Origin of the sequence: Indolivaga alginatilytica (assembly GCF_003201355.1) — a bacterium.
GTDB lineage: Bacteria > Bacteroidota > Bacteroidia > Bacteroidales > Dysgonomonadaceae > Dysgonomonas_A > Dysgonomonas_A alginatilytica.
In genome coordinates this window covers 50245-72693 of sequence record NZ_QICL01000005.1, presented here as the reverse complement: position 1 = coordinate 72693, position 22449 = coordinate 50245, and the positions used below count along the sequence as shown (strand labels likewise).

Sequence of the window (22449 nt, the reverse complement as noted above, 5' to 3'; positions counted from 1 at the left end):
AAGTCTTACAACATCAGAAATATTGTAAGACTTTATTTATTTTCCTTCCAATATTCAATTAGTTGGAATAAAACGTACAGCTATGGGTCTCATATAAGAGACTCCCTCCTGTTTATCCCCTTCCAATAAACAGGTATATTCTCCCTCAGGAATACTAATCTGTCCTACCTGAATACTATTTGTTCCGTCTTTTTCCAGTCTTGACACATAATTTATCTTATATACTTTTCCATTAATATTTAAAGTAACGCTCCCTTTATCTTTTTCCGATTCAGTATTATAATCTATATAGATGTCATAATTAGCTGATTCATTTATACGGAACTTCCATTGTAAGGATTGACTGTTACTATTCCACCCTCTCACATAATTTCTATTCGGTTTACCATCTCCATAACCTAAACCTTTTCCTTTCAGCTCTGCGTCGAATGTATATAGTATATTATCAGATAAAGCAGAAAGTAATCTTACAGGATAGGCAGTTTTTTTATTTTTCAAGGTCAAAGCCACTACTGTATTTATAGTATCAGGTGCTGCCACAGGTAGAGCGATCTTAATATCTTTATCATTTAATCTACCGATTTTCAGGTCACTCTTGTTTGCCTCACCTACAATCCATGCTTTGTCAATATCAGAGGTCAGACCTCCCACTATAAGTTTTCCATCTTTTGGCCAATTGTATATATGCAGATAAGTTATACCATCCTTTTTGGTTGTAACACCCCACGTCTGAACAGGAAGATCAGTTCTTTCATTTCCGTAGATAGCTTCTCCATATACAGAAAGCCATTCCCCTACTCCTTTAAAAATTTCAATATCTTTTTCATCCCATTTCCCATTTCCCATCGGACCTACATTCATCAAGATATTTCCACCTTTTGATGTTGCAGATGATACCAAACGAACAAAATGGCTCACCGTTTTATGAGACAAATCGTATTTGCTGTATCCATACGATTCATTAGTTGTGGGAATAGACTCCCAATATCCTTTCACGGGAAAAAAGTACGCAGCCCTATCTCCTGTATTGATATAATCACCCAAATTACCTCCCGAAAAACGTGCTAAACGACCATTAACCACAATATCGGGACTAGCTTCACGAATACTTTTCAATATTCTGATATTTTCATATAAGGGTAACTTATGAGGTGTATCAAACCACAATATATCAGGATTGTACTTTTTAATAAGTTCCACGATCTGAGGTATCGATTTTTCGGTTACATATTTATCTGCATGAGGTATAAAATCGGTACGAGTCAACCACCAGTTGGCTCCCCCTATGAGTTTATCTCCTCCGGGATTATTATAATCCCAATCGTTTCCGGGAGCATCGGGATGTTCCCAATCGAAGGCATGAGAATAATAAAACCCAAACTTGATTCCATATTTAGTGGCGGCAGCCCTCAGTTCTTTCATGGGATCTTTTTTGTATTCGGTCATTCGCATATCATACGGATAAGCATCTGAGAAATACATCGCAAACCCATCGTGATGTTTGGCTGTTATTATAAAATAACGCATACCTGCTTCTTTAGCATGTCGCATCCATTCGTCGGCATCAAAGTCTACGGGGTTAAAGGGAATAACTAATTTGTCTTTGTATTCTTGAAGTGATATTTTTTCTTTTCTCATCAAATGCTCCGAGTATCCGGTAACTGGTTTTCCTTTCCATTCTCCTCCTGCTCCGGAATATACCCCCCAATGGATAAAGCATCCAAATTTGGCATCGTTATACCATGACATTCTTTCATTAAGAGTTTTTTGTGAATCTTTCCACCAACCCGATAATGCTGCTTGCACTGCAATACTATCCTGCCCTAAATCGAGTTTTCCTACATCCATTCCCTGTTCATCTCCTTTGTCAAATTTAATTTGAGAATAGGACTCAGTGGTTAATAATAAACTGGCTAAAGCAAGTGATATAATATGTTTTTTCATTGCCTATGTTTTTATTTATTAGCTTGACGAGCTTTTAACTGAGCCAAATACAGGGAAACAGGTATTAAGCCCGCTTTATTATGTCCTTCCCATATGCCATCAGGACGATCTCTGAAATGTCCGGGAGTCTTTTCACCTTGCAAACCAATACAATAATTACTTCCGGATACCCATGGACTTTGTACAGCTACAATCCGGGCTTTGCAATTCCATAACACTTGTGTTACTCCTGCCCAGCCATGTCCGCTTCCCATATGTCCTCTGTCCTGAACATTTATTTGATTATCAGTGGTTATATTGTCATACAATGTACCAACAGCCCAACGATGATGGGGTCCAATATCACTCAATGATTGCCTTGCCACACAATTATAAAACACATTGGGACCGCAAACTCTGGCTCCTGTTACATAATCGTGGCGAGCTTGCGTACTCACACAATTCATGAATAGATTTTGCTGTCCCCAATTATTGAAAGAATAGCGTCTTCCTCCTGTAGGAATCGATTTCGCTTCGTAACTCTTACATTCACGGACAGTTATATTTTTGGCTCCTGCTTCGATACTTACACAAGCATAAGCGAAATAGCGTGCGGTCACATCTCTAACCCAACAATTTTCGGCATGATTAAATTCTACGCCTATCCAGCTATGTTCCTCGTCTTGCTCTCCCATATATCTGCTTTCTAAATATAAATTCTCGATACCTATTTCGCTGATACGTCCATCATATGTGTATTTGTAGATTTCTCCACCTCCGAATTTCTCATCCAATTGCATTACTATCGGGTTATCAATGGTTATAAGATTACCCTTTATTGCAGTTATCACACGTTCAAACCGTAAATTATATTCTTCGGCTTGCCACTGCTTTGTACCTTGTCTTTCCACAATCTGATTCATACGGATGGCTTCAATCCATGCAGCAGTTCCCGGACGAAAAACTATAATACGATCACCCACCTTTAGGTTCTTCGATGAAGCAACCGTAAACGAATGAGTACCCACAGGTACAAACTTATCTGTTATTTTCACACGACTTCCTTCAACTTCTGTTATTTTGCCTTCGCCTTGAATATTTATAAGCGCTTTTTGATCCTTACTTAATGAGATAAGCCGGGTTTCCTCAGTGCCATCACCTTCCCCTCGAATAATTATTCCGCTAGTTTTTATATATAAACTGCCTTCCATTTTGTACTCTCCGCTTTTCAGCAATATTGTCCCCCGATGCCCTGTATCATCAGCTTGCATAGATGATACTTTATTAATAGCCTCTTGAATGATAGGCGTACAATCTCCTGCAATAAGAGGCTGAAGCATCATAGTTATAGGATAATCAGGAATATTTTTATCTCCATGATGGTAGCCCACTCTACTAAAATCGGGTATTATATTTCCCTCTTTATCGGGTGTATAGCTTAAGCTTCCATTTGTATTTAGTTTTACAAGATTTGACTGCCATGTTTCTTGAGCATTCAATTGCATTACAAGCAGACAGAAAAAGGCTAAAAGGATTGTATTTCGTAATATTTTCATAATATATTAGATATCTTGTTTCTATTAATTCTATATTGCTTTTTTCAACTCCATAACTTCATTCGGACTCGTTGTAAATTCAAAATATTGCTAAAATGGATGCTTTCTATTCAAAAAGTAAATCAATTTATCTTTGTTTTAATAATAATCACACCATTTGAACCTTTGAGCCCATACATTGAGGCATCTTTCAACACTTCTATAGACTCAATATCTTTTATATTGACAGAGCTATTGACATTTAAAGTATCCGTGCCATAGATTAATAAATATTTCAGATTTATATAAAGAACAAAGCTATAATACATCGAATAATGGAGAGGCGAACAAATAAATCCGCCCCCACATTATACCTACTTAAACACTAGATATATATTTAATTCTTTATTTAAGTATGGTTCCATCATTGGCTCCATATGCATCGTCCAGATATAAAACGGGTAAGTCTTTTCCTGTTCCATTAGGAAATCCGATTCGCCATCTATCTATATAAATATCATCCTGACTGTTATGTGTTGTTCTGAAAGTTCTCAGCCACTCTGATTTATAGACTTCTTTTCCATCTAAATGGATATAGATGTAATAATCTTTATCGACACTCATTGAGAATTTTTTGTATATCTTATTATCAAAAGATGAAATTTCAGGTATGTATGTCCTCAACGAAACTGCTTTTGAAATACCCTTCTCTAAATAAGAAATTGAGATAGCAAGATTAAATTTTTCACCAAGAGATGTCACAGGCATTTTTCCATTCACATTTGGATACCACTCAACTGTCAGCTGAACTGGATATATGGCATCAGCTTGTTTAGGATCACGTTTTAACACCCAAGTATAATACAATGAAGGAGGACCTTTCTTTTGACCTACTGTCAATGAATCTTTGGGAATGGCACTGATAAACCCAATCTTCGACATTGTGCTAAATGGAATTTTCAACTGAGCATCATTAAAGACTTTCTCTAAATAGCGTTGTGCCTCGGTACTTGATTTGCCATTAAATTGAGCATAAGTATTAGTTATGCCACCAATAGATTCGGTCTTTGCTAATATTTCAGCTCCTGTTTGAACTACAATTCCATAAGGAGTTTTCTCGAATTTTTCGAAGAAATAACTGGATACGTACATTTTGTGAATACGTGTTTCAGATTTCCCTCCCGAGCTAACAGTACACGATACGCTATAAGTTCCGGGAGTATTTGGTGCTTGCCAAGTCATCTCATCCAAGCCTTGAGGCTGGGTTAAGCGTCCGCCTTCGCAAGACCATTGATAATCTACTTCACTCAAATCGTCGGAACGGACAGCCATCCATATCTTAACTTTCTGATTACAATAGAACTCATCTCCGTCGGTGTTCAACGAATCAATTTCTACATAATGATCGTCTGAGCAGCTTGTAGCCAAGAGTCCACAAAGCAATATAAAGTATAGTGATTTTATATAATGTTTCATATATATACAATTTTTATTTGTCAATTTATTTCAATATGTCTTTGGTTGGTCTATCTATCCATGACTCTACCACGTGAATATATGCTCCCGAAGTCGAAAGGAGGTTGCTTGTGCGCGGTTTTATTTCGGGCTTGTAGTGACCATTAAAGTTATTAAAGACAATATTTGGATTACGGTCTTTTATCAGATACATATTTACTTTAGCTGTATCGGCAGAAGCATAAGAGTCAAACCATTTTGGTTCGGCAGGAAGGTTACTCCATGTATGTGCCCCCTTTACAATATGATAAAGCAAAAATTCTTTTACCTGCTCTTTTGGATATTGAGTCATCGATATGGGTGCATACAAACTTGTTTCATCACCGGGTCTTTCATATAGCTTATGCGTCTGAAAGTAACTCAGATCCGTAGATGTTGTTGAATTAAAAGCTTTATCAGCAAGCAGAAGGTAAGTTGCTGCCGGCTCATTATACATATTTTGCATCTCGGCGTACTCAATAGCCTCTTTCATAATAGGAAAAAGATCCTGACGGGTTTGTACAAATTCCCAGACCGTCATATTTATATGATTATCGTAAGTACCTGCTTCATAGTCATAGTCATAAGGTTCTTGCAAATCCAAACCAAAAACTTCACAACCCGCAAATATCAGTGGGAAAGCGATAATAGCAAAAGCTATTCTTATATATTTTTTTATCATAATTCTACTATTTTAGTCAAACTTTCATTTAAATTATCCTTCTGAGTAAGGTTGATTCTGATCTCCCCTTAATGCAGGGTTAGCCTCAAATTCACGGTAATATATCGGAGCCAGAATTCGTCCTTCATCACCAAACCCTGTTGGGTTTATTCCAATAGCCGATTGACGCTCTTTGATTACTTTATCCATTACCGGAATCACTCTATTTGTTCTTACCAGATCAAACCAACGTTTTCCTTCTGCCATAAACTCTAACTGACGCTCAAGTAGAATAACCGTTTCTACTTCTTCTTTATTTGATATAGCGGAGACTTCTTTTTTAGCATCAGCTAAATATCCTACACGTTTACGAATCTTATTGACGATCTCAAGTGCTTCACTACCCCGACCCAGTTGATTTAAAGCTTCTGCTCTTAATAATAGCACGTCAGCTACTCTATATATCTGAGGTTGAACTGCTGCACTGGTAGTTGACAATACCAACCACTGAGATTTATAGACAGAATTTTTCGAGTCATATTCTCTGTTAGGATCCACCTCGCTATATTTTGTATTCTTTTCTATTCCCACTGCATAATAAGTATTATACGATATCGGCATCCTACTATTATTGTAATACAATTTAACAGTATCCAGTACATTCCACAAACGACCATCCGCACCTTGATTGGAATAACGTCTGTCTACAAATTCCTGAAACAGAGTTTGAGAAATTTTGTATCCGTTATTTGTATTGGACGCACCTACACGTTGAGGCCATAGAGAACCGCCATCCGCATCAAAATTCCATGCCATAACAAATATTGCTTCTTTAGATGAATTGGGTACTAAGAACATTTGTTTCCATTCGGCTTCATTCTTCACCAATTCGAAATTGCTATTGTTTTCGAAATATACGGATGCTTCCGATGCTTCTTTATACTCCTTAAACCACATATGAACATCTGTTCTCAAAGCTTTACAAGTTGCATAATTGATATAAAACTTGTCGGAGGTATTTACCAGATATGCTTCAGCTTTGGAGATATCGTCCATTATCTGCTTTTTGATAACCTCTATTTCCGATCTGGGGACTTGTGATTTCACGACATCTCCATCCCATTGCTCCGTTACTAACGGAACTCTTCCCCATACACGTATTGCATAAAAATACATTAGTGCACGCATTCCGTGCGCTTGCCCTATATAATTAGCATAATCAGACTCTATGATACCTGGTATAGTAGGATATCTGTCTATTGCCGTATTGCATCTGGTTATACATGAATACAAATCTTTCCAACTATATTCTTCTTTGGTAGATTCGAGAGCATTCATATACACCTGACTGTCTTCATAGCCTGTTGTAGTATAATTATCGGAGCGCAAATCTCCCCAGTCGATATGAGCTCTGTTTAATGTTTTTTGCATCGCATCGTATATACCTGCATTCCATGTACGCATATCCCCCTTGGACCCGAAGAAGGTTGAAGGAGACATATCGGATAAAGGATCCCTGTCTAAGAAATCATTACATCCCAAAAGCCCGAAAGCTCCTATGATAGTGAATAATATATATTTTTTCATTGTTTTATTTATTTTAAGGTCGCAGACCTTTTTATTACTTTGTCAAGTATGAAAACTATAACCTCTTATAATTAGAAAGCATATTATTAAATACTTTCATTTACTTAAAATCCAACATTGATTCCAAATCCAACCTCACGATAACGTGGATATGCCGAATTATCTCTTCCCGGAGTCAATACACTACCTCCAATTTCGGGATCATAACCCGAATACTCAGTCCACGTAGCCAAATTATTTGTATACACATATATCTGACAAGTACGAAGTGGTGTTTTATTTAAGAATTTATGATCTACATTATAGGTTAAACGAATATTTTTCAATCGCAGGAATGAAGCGTCTTCCAAATACTGACTATTTAATTCTTGTCTGTTTTGAGTTTTTCGGGCTCTGGTGTCTAATGCATACCAAGGTGTTATTTGTCCTTGATATTTCCATCCCGTTCTTATATACTCAGGATGTTGCATGTGTGTATTACCACCCCATGTCGTATAATATTGTTTCAGTTTATTATAGACTTTTCCTCCCCAGCTCAGGTATAGATTGAATGACAGAGAGAAGTTTTTGTATGTAAAATTATTGTCCCATGAAGCGAACCAATCCGGATTTCCACTCCCTAAAACTTTACGGTCATTATCATCTATCTTATTGTCATAATTGCCGTCTTTATCCGCAATATTTTCCCATATAACATCTCCTCCGGCTGCTGCTACCCCATTTTGTAAGATTTGCTTAACATCTCCCGAATACTTCGATCCGTCAGGCAATACATATCCCTCCAGAATTGGTTGACCGTTAAGTCCTATAATTACATTATTATTTTCATCTCTTTTCAATACTGGATTCAAACGCGTTTTATAGTCAGTGGTATATGCATTACTGAAATCATATTCATACACGCCCTCATTGTTATAACCATACCATTGACCGGCTGCTTTGCCTTTTGCCACCAGCCACAGACTGCTTTCCACATAATCTTCTTTTGCCAGATCTGTTATTTTATTCTTGTTTGTCCACCAGTTAACAGTTGTATTCCATTTAAAATCCTTAGTCATAACGGGATATCCCGATAAAGAAAATTCGAGTCCACGGTTTTCTACACTGGCGAGATTTACACGCATCTTGTCATAACCTGTTGTATAAGGCAAGCTCATAGTAGATAGTAGATCACTAGTCTCTTTAATATAATAATCTGCGATGAAAGTAACTCGTCCGTTGAATAAGTTCAGATCAAGCCCCAAGTTCGTTTGTTTGGTTTCTTCCCAATGCAGACTAGGGTTACCGTAAGTAGATACCGGAACTACTCCACTGGTACCATTGTAACTATATTCTCCTGAGGTAAAAAGCGTTTGATATTCGTAATATCCGACTCTATCGTTTCCGGTTACCCCCCAGCTACCACGTAATTTTGCGTCCGAAACTACGTTGGATGCCCAGTTCATAAATGCCTCATCGGAAAAACGCCACCCTAGAGAGAATGCCGGGAATGCCCCCCAACGCTCTTTAGGTCCAAAACGCGATGAACCGTCGTACCTCACACTTCCGTTAAATATGTACTTATCTTTATAAGTATAACCTACACGACCAAATAAACTGGCTAGAGCATAATCTTCGGCAGTCGTATATGTTTTAGCCAAATCTAAACTTGCCATATTCATCGTATGTATCGATTCGGTAACCAGATCGGATCCTTCAAAATTCAAATATTCATTTTTACCTGTTTCAACACTTGATCCAGCCATTGCAGAAAGAACATGATGTTTTCCCAGAGTTTTATTAAAGGTTAAATAAATCTCACCCGAATATCTTTGATTAAAGGTCGTTTTATCTGCTGCCGTGTTTTTTCGTAAACTTTCATCAGCATTACTATCCAATTCTTTAGAAGTAAATTGAGTATTACGAGTTAAACCCAAATCGCCTTGCATATTTGCGGATAATGATAAATAGTTTGTAAACTTCCAGTCCATTCCCTGATAAATAACCCCTTGAAAGCGTTCTCTTTTATTGTCTCGTCCATATAATTCCTGAACGGGATTTCTATTTCCTCCCATAGCATGATGGGGTGCAAATGTGCCATCAGGATAATAAACAATCATGTTTGGAGGGCGCCTCATTGCAGTCTGAAACACATTTCCTTCATTGATGCTATTAGTTTTATTATTACTAAAGCTCACTCTGGTCGTGAATTTTAAATTATCCCATCCACTAAAGTCCATATTATATCGGCCGGTAATACGGTCATTATAACTTGTCTTTATAATACCTTCATCGCCCACATAACCAAATGAAGCCATATACTTCAGTTTATCGGTTCCCCCACTAATTCCTAAATTAATATCGTTTCTGATGGCGGTTTGTGTCAACAAATCCTGATAGAAATTATTTACGCTATTAACTAAGCCTACAGAGTCAGTTACAGCACTAAATTTTTCTAGAGTTTTTGAGGGATTACTAAAATCACTTGCTTGCATATTCAATACTCTATCGAATGCATTTACTTGTGGCAGCTTGTTTGCCATAGAACTGTAGCTCCGTAAATAACGAAGGTCTACTTTGGGTTTGCCCGATTCTCCTGATTTTGTGGTAATTATTATAACACCATTAGCCGAACGCGCTCCATATATAGATGCTGAAGCCGCATCTTTTAAGATTTCAATCGACTTGATATCCAGAGGATTGATATTATCAATACTACTTGTTATCACATTATCAACAATATATAGAGGAGAAACTCCACTGTCGTCAAAAGTAGAAGCTCCACGTACCTGTATCATATTTGATCCTCCCGGAGCACCTGATGCAGATGTAACCTGAAGACCCGGTGCTGCACCTTGAAGTGCATCATAGATATTAATAGGAGATCTTTCTTCTATTAGTTTTGAATCGACAGAAGTTATTGCTCCTGTGATGTCCCGTTTTTTCTGAACACCATAACCCACAACTACAACTTCATCCAGTAGTCTTGTGTTTTCTGTCATAACAATCACGAGCTTCTTATTTGAGTCAATTTTCACATCTTGATTGTTATAACCCATATAAACAAAGCTAAGTACATCTCCTTTTTGACAGGCCAATGTAAATCCTCCATTCAAATCGGTAATAGTACCTTTTGTTGTTCCTTTCACAGTAACTGTAACACCGATCATCGGCTCTCCCGAATCGTCATTTACTACCCCCGTAACATTTAGTGTCTGTGCAGAAAGGGTATGCCCCAGACAAAAAACAAACAGGAACAGAACGAGCCACCGACTCATCAGTTTTGGCTTTTTGTTTTCTTTTTCTTTCATTTAAACTAGATTTTAATGGTTTGGTTTCTCACGGTTAATTAAGGTCTGAGACCTTTTTATTGTATAAGGTATAATAGTACAGGAACACAGCAAGGCCATATCCGCACAACAATTATAATTTATTGCATAGTGTAGTTAGGAAATAATCAGAATTTAGACTTAAGAGTTCTGTATTACAAGTCTAGTATTTCGAATGTTTTGACCGAATTAGATACAATTTTCAGGGGTGGTAATTTTTCATCCAACTCTAATTTTATTACAGTTGCTATAGCATCAGGGGATATTGCAGGCACATCAATTATAATTCCATTTGCAACATTTTGGATATTTAAATTCGTTTTATTCTGTAATAAAGTTGCGCTTTTCACCTTCGAGTTAGTTGTGAAATTGAGTTTTCCATCCGAAGGCCATTCAAATACGCATAGATATAGTGTTGTATTTTTTTTATTGTCTTTACGTATACATTCTCCCCAAGTTGGAAAAATAAGACTTCGTTGAGTTCCATAAATAGCTTCTCCGTTTATTTTCATCCATTCTCCCATCTCTTTCAGGCGAGTTACACTTGGCTCCGGAATTTCGCCTTCGGGCGTAGGTCCGACATTCAATAAATAGTTACCTCCTCTGGCAGCAATAGTTATTAGATTTCTTATTAATACTTCCGTAGGTTTCCATGCATTTTCCCAACTTTTAAATCCCCAAGAGCTACCTATATTCATACAGGTTTCCCAATCAACACCTTCAATGTCTTCGGCTTTGGGGACTCTACCTTCGGGTGTTTTATAATCTCCGGGAAAATTAGGGCGCTTCAATCTATCATTCTGAATAATCTGAGGATATTTAGCCAATTCTACTGAAATTTTCTCTGCAAAAGCGTCTGTCATCTGTGTTGGAGTATCCCACCATAAAACAGCAACATCTCCATAGTTAGCCAGTAGTTCTTTAATTTGAGGAACAGATACTTTATCAATATATTCTTCCATAGTTGCAGTTTGCTGAGCAGGATCCCAATATCCTTTATTAGCTTCTGTATATGCATCTATTTTGGTAGAATCGGGATTTGGCCATCCTTCGCGCATCAACTTACGTGCAACAGATCCTCCCGGATTATTCCAATCCTGAGCCTGTGAGTAATAAAAGCCCAGTTTCATTTTGTGTTTACGGCAAGCTTTAGCCAATTCATCCAGTATATCCTTATTGTAAGTTGTAAAATCTACAATATTATATTTACTGGCATTACTCTTAAACATGGCAAAACCATCGTGATGCTTTGTGGTAATCACAATGTATTTCATACCTGCCTCTTTGGCCAGCTTCACCCATGCCTCAGCATCGTATTTAGTTGGATTAAATCCTTTGGTTATTTGCTGATACTCAGCTACGGGTATTTTGCATCTGTTCATAATCCACTCTGCACCTCCCCGGTTTTGATTGTGCCCTTTATATACGCCTCCAAGAATAGAGTAAGGTCCCCAATGGATAAACATTCCGAACTTGGCTTCGCGCCACCACTCCATCTTCTTATCCTGACCGACAGTAGCTTGATTAGTTTGTTGAGCTTGTTGAGCTTGTAGATTAAAGATCACACTTAATAAAATAATGAGTGACATTATTTTTTTCATAGGATGTAGAATTTTAAGGTTTATTTCGTAATAGGTTCTGTACAAAAATAGGGGGCAATTACAATCTTCATTTGCAGAAACAAGTCTTTTTCTTGTAAAATTCACTCATTATCTATCTAATCAGACCTAATAATCAATCATTTAATATTCGTGAATATTAAAGGTCTCATTTCTTATTTTTAGAAAGTAAGTCCAAGAATAATAGAGAAAGAGATTTCAATTTAGACTTTCAAATGCAATCTTTTGTTAATTTACATTGCAAAAACTATAGGTAAATAATCAGCCTGAAAATATGTATTCGATCGATTAAATAAAAATTGGTTTTCCAAGTATTACTATATACTCAGAAAACCAATCAATCTAGCGAATGTGATTTTTCACTTTCGCTTTAACTAAGTAAAGGAAAGGATTTAATATTACACTTATCAAAGCGATAAAAAGCTCTGACACCTTATATTTTATCACTTTAAGGGTTGTATTCTAAACGAATAACCTTGTAATGAATTAGCAGAAATCATATATTCAGGCAGAGGAAGAGGACCACAACTCGCATTTCCCAAGCCTTGTTGTACGCAATCTAAGCTTAAATAAACTTCGGGTTTACGAATTCCATCCAGTTTAAAATCATGTACAGCATCCCAAAGAGCCTGATCTGTAAAATGTAAAGCACTAAAATTAAGATTGTCCTTAGATGATATTTTCAATCCCTGATTATTTTGATTAGTTATTGCAATCCATCTTACATTCTCTCTATTCCCCATACTTTGAGAACGAACATAATGCTCTGCTTCCATTCCTTTGGCAGTAGTAGCATATGCACCCATAAAGGCTGAATGCTTTCTGTCTGAATAGTTCTCATGAGGACCATGACCATAGTAACGAATATTCTCCATACCCGCAGGTAAAACAATTTGTAAGCCTAATCGGCGTACAATAGAACCTGCCGAAGGAGAAGCAAAACCCGCATCTATATCAATCGTTCCATCAGAATAGATCGTATATTTTACCAGATAAGGTATTTTCACAGCTTTGTCACTGGCAATTGTAGCCGTAGTACTTGAGATTACCGTCACCGATTTCTGATCATCGGCTATCCGGTATGTAAAGATGGGCTTATCATTTGTAGTGGGGTAATAATTCTGATCGGTATATTTATCATTATTTACACTACGATACCAATTCAGATCAAATCCCTTTCCATTAAATATCATCTCTTGCCCATTATATTGAAGGGAAGCCATGATTCCTGTAGTATTATCAAATACGGTTTTGAATCCTGTACCACTCACAGTTAAATTATTATCTTGCTCTGTAGCCTGTATCGTTGCCATAGAAGAAACATCAACATTCGATAATGGCTGACGATTATTCAGTGCAAATTGTTCTTTTGCAACTACATGACCCGACTCTCCCCAATTTGTAGCATTTTTGAGGCTGAAATATATATTCAGAAAGTATTCACTACCAGCCTCCAGGTTCTTATTATATGGAACTGTTACTACAGTTTTTTGGTTTGGAGCCAGATTCAAAGATTCTAACGTACCCGATTCAGCTTTTACTCCATCTTTGATTATTTCCCATGTGATATCAAAGTCACTCAGATTGGTAAAGTCATAACGGTTTTCAATCTCAATTTTACCACTAACCAAGGCTAATGGTTTGAATTTTATATATTGATATATCTTTTTCACTTCCAGCAATTTGGCAGTAACTCGGCGATCGGGAGTTGTCAGCCCATTACATACAAAGTCAAAATCATTGGGTTTATCACCAAAATCGCCTCCCAGATAATACTGATCTTTAGGTTTTCCGGGCATATTGATACCCTGATCTACCCAATCCCAGATACAACCACCAATCATACGTTGCGATTTGTTTTCGATATAGTCCCAATACTCAGCCAGATTACCTACCGCATTACCCATCGCATGTGCATATTCGCACAAGAAATAAGGTTTATCGGATGTTTGCTGATCGAATGTTGCCATTCCTTGTAACGAGGGATACATTTGCGAATCAATATCCGCAGACTCGTTCCGTCCTTCGTAATGCACTATGCGGGAAGGATCAAGAATACGGGCCAGTTTACATACTTCGTCAAAGTTCTTACCGTTGCCTCCTTCATTACCCATCGACCAGAAAATGATAGAAGGATGATTTTTATCCCGCTGTATCATACGATCGACACGATCTTTGAAGGCCGGTAACCAACTTAGCATATCGCTAATAGAGTGATTTCCGTGATTCTCTAAGTCTGCTTCGTCAATTACATATAAGCCATAATAATCAAACATGGCATATAAACGAGGATCATTCGGATAATGACTTGTACGGATTGTATTCAGATTGTGTTGTTTCATCAGTAATACATCCTGCATCATAGATTCAACAGGAACCGCTTTCCCGTATTGAGGATGAATATCGTGTCTGTTTACTCCCTTGAAAAAAACTTGCTCATTATTTACATAGACACGCTTATTCTTTATTTCGATTTTGCGGAAACCAAACTTTGAAGACATAGCTTCCACAACTTTTCCTGTATTGTCCTTCAATGTTACAACAGCAGTATATAAATTCGGGTTCTCTGCCGACCAAAGAAGAGGTTTCTCCACTCTTGTTTGCAGTTCATAAACCTGTTCTTCTTGTCCTTTCAAAATCTCAACTTCCTGGGTCAAGTTAGCAACTTCTTTTCCTGAAATGTCTAATAAAGATATACTGACTGTTGCCGGCTGAGCTGCTTTTTTATCGTAATTCCTTACGGAAGCTTTTACTTTAAAATTAGCCGAACTATAATCATCTCCTTTGAATTCGGATAATAAAAAATAATCACGCACATGCACTTTTGGTGTAGCATACAGAAATACACTTCTGTGGATTCCACTTAAACGGAACATATCCTGATCTTCGATATAACTGCCATCTGTCCAACGATACACTTCAGCGGCAATTGTATTATCTCCGATCTTCACATAATCGGTAATATTAAATTCGGCAACATTACTTGCGCCTTGGCTATATCCTACTTTCTTTCCGTTTATCCAAACATAAAGACCACTATATACACCATCGAAATGCAGGATAATTTCTTTTCCATCCCAATCGGCAGGAATAGAGAAATCGCGACGATACGATCCTACAGGATTTACTTCCGTTTCGTTCGTATACCCTCTTTGCGGTTGAATAAAAGGAGGATTATTTTTGTGCGGATATGTAATATTTGTATAAATAGGTGTTCCGTATCCGTGCATTTCCCAATTAGAAGGTACAGGTATCTCTTTCCATGACGAAACATCGTAATTCATTTTATAAAAATCCTGAGGGCGTTCCGATGGTTGTTTCACCCAATGAAACTTCCAATTTCCGTTTAATGATTGATATAATGAAGAAGATGGTTCTAACCAGGGCTGATCGAAACTTTTATCGGATTTAAGACTTTCAATTGAAGGAAAAGGAATATAAGTTACATGACCGGGCTCCTTATTTATAGCAAAAATGGTTTCGTTTTCCCAATCATTTTTGCTTCGTTTTACTTTTGGTTCTTTAGGTACTTTTAGGTTGGTAGGAACCAATCTCCATAATTGCGAAGTATTGGGTAATTGATATATTGTTGCGCCTTCGGCTTCTTCTCCGGTGAATGCTAACGACATACCACTATTCTTATGAGTTATAATGTATGCTCCTGTACCTGTTACAGCAAATTTCCATTGCTGATTTTCATTAGAGCTACCTGCATCCCATTGAACGATAGCATTTCCATTGCCCGAAGACATATTATCGTTATCAAGACTTTTATTGATAAATGTATTGGTTATTGTATAATACCCATTATCAAGTTTAGTTATTTTCCAAACCTGCCCTTCGTTACCTTTCTTATCTTTCGATAAAAACAATTTAGCACTGTTACTCGGGGTATCCACGTTATCCAATACCAATCCCGAGGGACTTACAATTTTGTATAATACATTGGGGTTGATTTGCTGAGAGGATAGATTTGAGCTCAAAAATAATAAACTGAGAAAAAATAAGATACATTTAAATGATTGTCTTTGCATGTTATTCTAGAATTATATCGGTTATAGTATTTTAAAGATAGGAGTTATTGTTTTTATTCCGACTATTTCCGTAAAAATTAACTTCCTAAAAATGGATATTATAGACAAACGCGTTATTCGCTTTCCCTATATTCGATAGGTGTCATTCCCGTATGCTTTTTAAAGAATCTACTGAAAAAAGAAGGATTCGGAAAGTTCAACTCTTCAGAAATCTGAAGAACAGTCATTTCGGAAGATTTCAACAGCGCTTTAGAAGCCATTATAACAGTCTCAGAAATCCACTCCAAGATAGACTTTCCACTTATTTCCTTTATAATCTTTGATAGATACTTGGATGTTAAACACATTTTATCTGCATAAAAAGCAACACTTCTTTCCTCCCTATAATGTGTAAGCAATAATCTCAATAATTGATTAAGCAAATCGGCTCTATGAGAAAAGGAAACATATTCTCTAACTGACTCTTTTATTCTAAAAATCATTCTATAGAAAATTGCGATGTTTCTTCTTTCTCCTTATCCCTTCCACTGTAGTATGCTTTTTGAAGTTATCTGTTGATACACTTATATTTCCATCAGACTCAAGCATCACCAAATCGACCTGCTTGATATCAGATGTACCGTGCTCACGGATCGTCTCCATCAATTCATTTATTGTAATTTGAGATTTTCGAAGATTTTGCTCGTTTACCTTTCCTTTATATACCAATAAAACAGGCTCCCCTTGTATCAGTTTTTGAACATTAGAGAATCTGTAAAAGAAATATTTAAGAATATAATTAGCTATAAACAATGTAGATGCAGCAATTAATCCTCCTAATAGTGAAGTATTAGACCCCACCATTGCATTTTGAACAGCATTACTAATCAGTAATACAAATACAAGATCGGGTACGCTTAATTGTGCCAGTTCTTTTTTACCAAACAATCGTAATCCGATTATAATAAATACATACACTACAAAAGAACTTACAATAATAGGCCAGTTTTGAGATAAGATATTCATAGTCGTTTCGTATACGTTTTTGTTATAAACAATCATACTCCGAAAAAGTTAAATAACCATTTAAATATCTGAAAAACAAAAAGGAAACTATCGTGCGATAGTTTCCTTTTATATATAACTTTTAGAAGTATTACTTTACGGCGGGTTGTACCCATTTGAATATGTAAGAATCAACAGGAACAATCATTCGTTCTGAGATTTTAGCCATACGAGACGGAAGCTTCATCAGGAAATCACGAGCACGTTCGGCTTCATCCGTCAATCCCGATACTTTATCAATCTGCCATTTGTCGATCAGCTTTTGCATAATATCCACATAATCGCTTGCTGTATATACACCCATACGTTGTGCCGCATTAGAGAACTGCTCAAATGCTGTGCTGATTTTCTCTCCTGATTCTCTTAGAAAGTGAGCAGGCATTACAATCTTTTGTTTCATCATATACTGAAAAGCCAGCATCATTTCACTCGGATCGACCTCGAATATACGTTTTACAAACTCACTATATGCATAATGATGTCTCATTTCGTCACTGGCAATACGCTTACACATTCTCGACAATTTATCATCGCCTGCTTTCTTTGCAAGTTCAGCCACTCGGTTATGAGATATAAAAGTTGCCAATTCCTGAAAACTGGTATACACAAAGTTTTTATACGGATCACGTCCTGTACCAATATCAAAACCATCGCTGATAAGATGTTGAGTAGTCTGCTCAATCTCTCTCATATTCACCCTACCCGATAGGTATAAGTATTTATTTAATAAATCGCCATGACGATTCTCCTCACTTGTCCAATGTCTAATCCATTTCGACCAACCATTACGTTCTACATTATCAACGCCATCAATTTCCATCAACCACGATTCGTATGTAGGTAAAGCTTCTTCTGTAATGGTATCGCCTACCAATACTACCCAGAAATCGTAAGGTAGATCTTTTGCCAATTCACGTAATTCCTTTATCTCTTCAAAAAAAGTTTCTTTTTCTGAATTCGGTAAATAGTCTGTCGGTTGCCAGATTTTTTCAACAGGTATTAAATATTGGTCGATAAAAGTATCAACATTCTTTTCCAGGAAGCGCATGACTTCCAGTCGGATATTTTTTATAGACATTCTACTATAATTATTTGAAGTGATGCCCTTCTATGAGTGTATATTCTCTTTACCCAACTAAATAGGAAAACAATATACCTGCTACACCAAAAGGCAGATAAATAGTAAAGGTAAGATTATTTATCATCCGTAATTAAAGGGTCACTCAATTGGTCGTCAACAATCGGTTTATCTTATAAAAAGCTACTAATACTATAATCTAAAGAACAATAAACCGAATTGAGATTGTGAATATCATGCAGATACACATATATCTGATTTTTAGAACCTGATATGGGTTTAGTTAATATTGAAGAACTGACAGATGACACATTAGCAGATTATTTAAACAACAAAATACGTCCAACAAACAATAAGTGTTATTGATATCTAAGACTCATATATTTTATCTATGAACATGAAATATAGCCCAAGAGTTCATCTTGTAACCTGTAAATTTCTCAAAAAAGTATTTTTCAAAAAAAAGCAGAAAATCATTGTTGATTTTTCTTGTAGATAATAAAAAACAAATGTGGTATAATAGGTCTATAGTAATACAAGACGAATGACTAAACATCTAAAGTTTTAAACTGATTCGAGACTATTTTTTAATCGGCATTACACTTTAATATCTCCTACAACTTCTCGCTCAACTCTCTCGAATACTTCTGAAAAGGGAATACCTTTTATCGCAAAAGGCTCATGAATCGTAAACGTAAGTTTATTTCCTAATCCCATTGGAAAAGAACCCCATTTAGTCATTTTCCACGAATTATTTATGGTTACAGGAACCATATACGCAGAAGGTGCATATTTACAAAGTATCTTCAATCCATTTTCGGCAAAAGGACCGGGTACTCCCGTTTTACTTCTTGTTCCTTCCGGAAATATAACAGCCGATCGCTTATTCTCTTCTATATAATCAGCCATTTTCTTTATGGATGATAGAGACTGCTTTGCATCTTTTCTATCAATAAGTACAGAACCTCCATGATTCAGATTATAAGAGATACTTGGGATACCTCTACCCAATTCTATTTTGCTTATAAACTTAGGATGTACTTTTCGCATAAACCATATAATACCCGAAATATCATATAAGCTCTGGTGATTTGCAGCTATAATTAAAGGAACTCCCTCAGGAAGTCTTTCTAAATTCTCTACTTTATAAGTTGTCCCTAAGACATAAGTATTGGCTGTTAAAAAGAAGTTTAATGCATCTACACTTTTTTTATGAGCGTTGTATCCAAACAAATTAAAACAGATCCATTGTATAGGATGAAAAATAAGTAGAGTTACTAAAAAAAGTAAGTAATATATTATTGAAAGGGGGTATGAGATTAGTTTTTGCATAATTCTAAAGTTCTTATGATATTCAAAATTAGCAAAAATTCTGTTAATTAAAAATATAAAAAATGATAAGATTTTGTGATTATAACTGATAAGAATCTCACGAAAAAGTCACTTGTCTATGTATGAAAGAATACTAATCTAAAAAAAACAGCATATATAATAAAATTTTATAATCATACATACTCTACACATATATAGGTATCAAAAGGGGTCAATCAAGAAGAAAATACCTATTAATTGTGATTGTATAAACAACTTAGAAACTATACTTTCACGGCTTCAAAAAAGGACATAACAAATTCAACAATGAATTCTAAATTATCTAAGTTTTATTTACTCAGTTTTCTCTTCCTTTCATTAACAAATCTTTCATTATATTCGGCAACGCAACAACAGGCTAAAGGGACTATTAGCGGGCGAGTTGTAGATGCTCAGGGAACTCCTGTTTACCCTGCGACAATTTCTATTGACGGAGCTGCAATTGGTGGATATACGAACGAAAGTGGAGAATATAAACTAGAAAATGTACCTACAGGAAAACAGGTTCTTACTGTTTCGGGAATAGGTGTAAAATCTAAGAAGACAGCTATAACTGTTTTAGCCAACAAGACAACTCAAATATCGGATATTGAAGTTGATAATTCGGTAAACTTAAACGAGGTATCTGTAATTGGAAAAAGTGAAGCCCGTAAGCAGCAAGAAAAGGCTTTTGCTATAACTGTTCTTGATTTAAAAAGAGCCCAAGTTATTTCTATCCCTCTAAACAGACTTTTAAATAATGTATCAGGGGTACGTGTACGCCAAGATGGAGGTATGGGTTCAAACTATAATTTCAGTTTAAATGGGTTCTCTGGAAATCAAGTGAAATTCTTTTTGGATGGAATACCAATGGATAACTTTGGTCCGTCATTCAATTTGAATAATATATCTACGAATATGGCTGAACGTGTAGAAGTATACAAAGGCGTGCTTCCTGTTAGCTTAGGTGCTGATGCATTGGGTGGAGCCGTAAATATTGTCAGCCGTAAAGATGCAAATTATCTGGACGCATCCTATGCAATAGGATCGTTTAATACACACAGAGCTGCTATAAACGGAGCTTATACCGATAGTAAAACAGGTTTTACTGTACGTGCAAACGCCTTCTATAATTACTCGGATAATAATTACAAGGTTTTTGCCCCGATTAAGGATTTAAATACAAATAAGATAGTAGACAACCGTTGGGTTAAACGCTTTCACGACAACTATGAAGCAGGAGGAATCAGGCTGGAAAGTGGGGTTACAAACAAATCGTATGCCGATTATTTATTAGCAGGCGTTATAGTCTCCAAGAATGATAAAGATGTACAAACAGGTGCAACGATGGACGCTGTATACGGTGGTGTAAAAGTAAAAAGTGAATCTCTGATACCTTCTATCCGATACAAAAAGGATGACTTGTTTACTGAAGGTTTATCAGCTTCTTTTTACGGAGCATACAACAGCGTAAACACTTTTAATATAGACACAATCTCGAGAAGCTATAACTGGTTAGGAGAATCTATCAAAGATTCCACCAGAGGTGAAAGAGCATATACCGATTCGGAAATAAAGAATAGAGAATGGCTCTCAACTGCAAACGTTAGCTATATGTTAGACACTCATCAATCTATCACATTGAACCATGTATTTTCGTCTATGAACAGAAAGATACATGACAAGGTAGACCCCGAAAATGAATCGAATAAAATTCCTCAAAAACTGACTAAGAATGTCACGGGTTTGGGATGGCAAATAAAGTATGATCGTTGGAATGCAAATATATTCGGGAAGCTATACAATACCAATAGTTCAACCTATAAGAGATTGGATGAATACACCGTAAACGCAAGACTGGAAAAAGTAAAAGACAGTAAAACCTATTTTGGATATGGTGCCGCTACGACCTTTTTCATCCTACCTAAATTACAGGCAAAACTATCCTACGAACAAGCGTATCGCTTACCTGAAAGTACAGAGATGTTTGGAGATGGTTTGATTCAACAACGCAACCCCGATCTTAAGGCAGAAAGCAGCGATAATGTGAACTTAGGTATTGCTTATGAGCAACACTTAAATAATGAACATACCCTATATTTTGAAACAAATTTAATTTATAGAAATACTAAAGATTTTATCCTTAAAGGAGTTAGTTTAACTACTGATCCTACAACTGCTTATGAAAATTTAGGCAAGGTATTGACTAAGGGAATAGAAGGTGGTGTGAAATATAGATGGAAAAATCTACTTCATGCAGGTGTAAATGTTACTTATCAAAGCATTATAGATAATCAACAATTCGAGAAAAATACAGGAAGTTTGGTTGGTGAAGGTATTTTCGAGCATATATCATACAAAGAACGCCTACCTAACATTCCTTATTTCTTTGCTAATGGAGATGCAGGTGTTCTATTCCAGAACGTGATTATAAAAAACTCTGAGCTAACATTAGACTATTTATTTGATTATGTTCAGAAATATTACTTGTCTTTCCCCGGATTGGGAGCTAAAGCTTCTAAGAAAGTAATACCGCAACAAATGTCGCACGACATAGCTTTAGGATATACATTAGAAAATGGTAAATATGGTTTTGTATTAGAATGTACAAACATCACAAATGAGAAATTGTATGATAATTACAGATTACAAAAACCAGGTAGAGCTTTCAACTTTAAAGTTCGTTACTTTTTAAGATAATTGCATCATTAATAATTTAGTAACAGAAATATCTATCGTTATTATACTTAATCCAAAGCAATAAAAAAGGTTTTAGACCTTCTATATAACTAATCAATATTGAAATGAAATTAATA

The 22449-nt window shown here is 36.2% G+C and carries 13 protein-coding genes and 1 pseudogene; 1 reads left to right on the top strand and 13 read right to left on the bottom strand.

The window, feature by feature from the left end; genetic code table 11:
- Positions 1-54: 54 nt before the first annotated feature.
- The 13 genes and pseudogenes from CLV62_RS06380 to CLV62_RS06320 all read right to left on the bottom strand — a co-directional run bounded on the left by CLV62_RS06380 (position 55) and on the right by CLV62_RS06320 (position 19615).
- Positions 55-1944 (bottom strand): alpha-L-fucosidase, encoded by a 1890-nt coding sequence (locus CLV62_RS06380; RefSeq protein WP_110309953.1) that lies wholly within the window; start codon positions 1942-1944, stop codon positions 55-57.
- An 11-nt stretch (positions 1945-1955) separates the two neighbouring features.
- Complete coding sequence (locus tag CLV62_RS06375) at positions 1956-3479, bottom strand: hypothetical protein (RefSeq protein WP_110309952.1); 1524 nt, start codon at positions 3477-3479, stop codon at positions 1956-1958.
- A gap of 131 nt (positions 3480-3610) precedes the next feature.
- Positions 3611-3721: pseudogene (locus tag CLV62_RS22355) on the bottom strand (TonB-dependent receptor plug domain-containing protein); the annotation flags it as partial.
- A 142-nt stretch (positions 3722-3863) separates the two neighbouring features.
- Complete coding sequence (locus CLV62_RS06365; RefSeq protein WP_110309950.1) at positions 3864-4934, bottom strand: hypothetical protein; 1071 nt, start codon at positions 4932-4934, stop codon at positions 3864-3866.
- Positions 4935-4959: 25 nt separating this feature from the next.
- On the bottom strand, positions 4960-5634 hold the full coding sequence (locus CLV62_RS06360; protein ID WP_110309949.1) for a fasciclin domain-containing protein: 675 nt from the start codon (positions 5632-5634) through the stop codon (positions 4960-4962).
- 33 nt (positions 5635-5667) lie between these two features.
- Entirely contained in the window at positions 5668-7200 is a 1533-nt protein-coding gene (locus CLV62_RS06355; protein WP_110309948.1) for a RagB/SusD family nutrient uptake outer membrane protein, read from the bottom strand.
- 104 nt (positions 7201-7304) lie between these two features.
- Positions 7305-10490, bottom strand: coding sequence for a SusC/RagA family TonB-linked outer membrane protein (locus CLV62_RS06350; protein ID WP_110309947.1), 3186 nt, complete (start codon positions 10488-10490; stop codon positions 7305-7307).
- A gap of 173 nt (positions 10491-10663) precedes the next feature.
- A complete protein-coding gene (locus CLV62_RS06345) occupies positions 10664-12109 on the bottom strand; it encodes an alpha-L-fucosidase (RefSeq protein ID WP_110309946.1) in 1446 nt (481 codons plus the stop codon).
- Positions 12110-12570: 461 nt separating this feature from the next.
- A complete protein-coding gene (locus tag CLV62_RS06340; RefSeq protein ID WP_110309945.1) occupies positions 12571-16161 on the bottom strand; it encodes a glycoside hydrolase family 2 TIM barrel-domain containing protein in 3591 nt (1196 codons plus the stop codon).
- A 113-nt stretch (positions 16162-16274) separates the two neighbouring features.
- The gene (locus CLV62_RS06335; protein WP_110309944.1) at positions 16275-16643 is read right to left on the bottom strand and encodes a helix-turn-helix domain-containing protein; all 369 of its coding nucleotides are present in this window, start codon (positions 16641-16643) and stop codon (positions 16275-16277) included.
- Between the two features lies 1 nt (position 16644).
- Positions 16645-17202, bottom strand: coding sequence for a DUF421 domain-containing protein (locus tag CLV62_RS06330; RefSeq protein ID WP_221409219.1), 558 nt, complete (start codon positions 17200-17202; stop codon positions 16645-16647).
- Between the two features lie 94 nt (positions 17203-17296).
- Positions 17297-18283 carry an acyl-ACP desaturase gene (locus CLV62_RS06325; protein ID WP_110309943.1) on the bottom strand — a complete coding sequence of 329 codons (987 nt, stop codon included), beginning with the start codon at positions 18281-18283 and terminating at the stop codon, positions 17297-17299.
- Between the two features lie 597 nt (positions 18284-18880).
- Positions 18881-19615, bottom strand: coding sequence for a lysophospholipid acyltransferase family protein (locus CLV62_RS06320; protein WP_110309942.1), 735 nt, complete (start codon positions 19613-19615; stop codon positions 18881-18883).
- A gap of 306 nt (positions 19616-19921) precedes the next feature.
- On the opposite strand from CLV62_RS06320, the gene CLV62_RS06315 reads away from it, so the two are divergent.
- Positions 19922-22333, top strand: coding sequence for a TonB-dependent receptor (locus CLV62_RS06315; RefSeq protein WP_110309941.1), 2412 nt, complete (start codon positions 19922-19924; stop codon positions 22331-22333).
- Positions 22334-22449 lie beyond the last annotated feature (116 nt).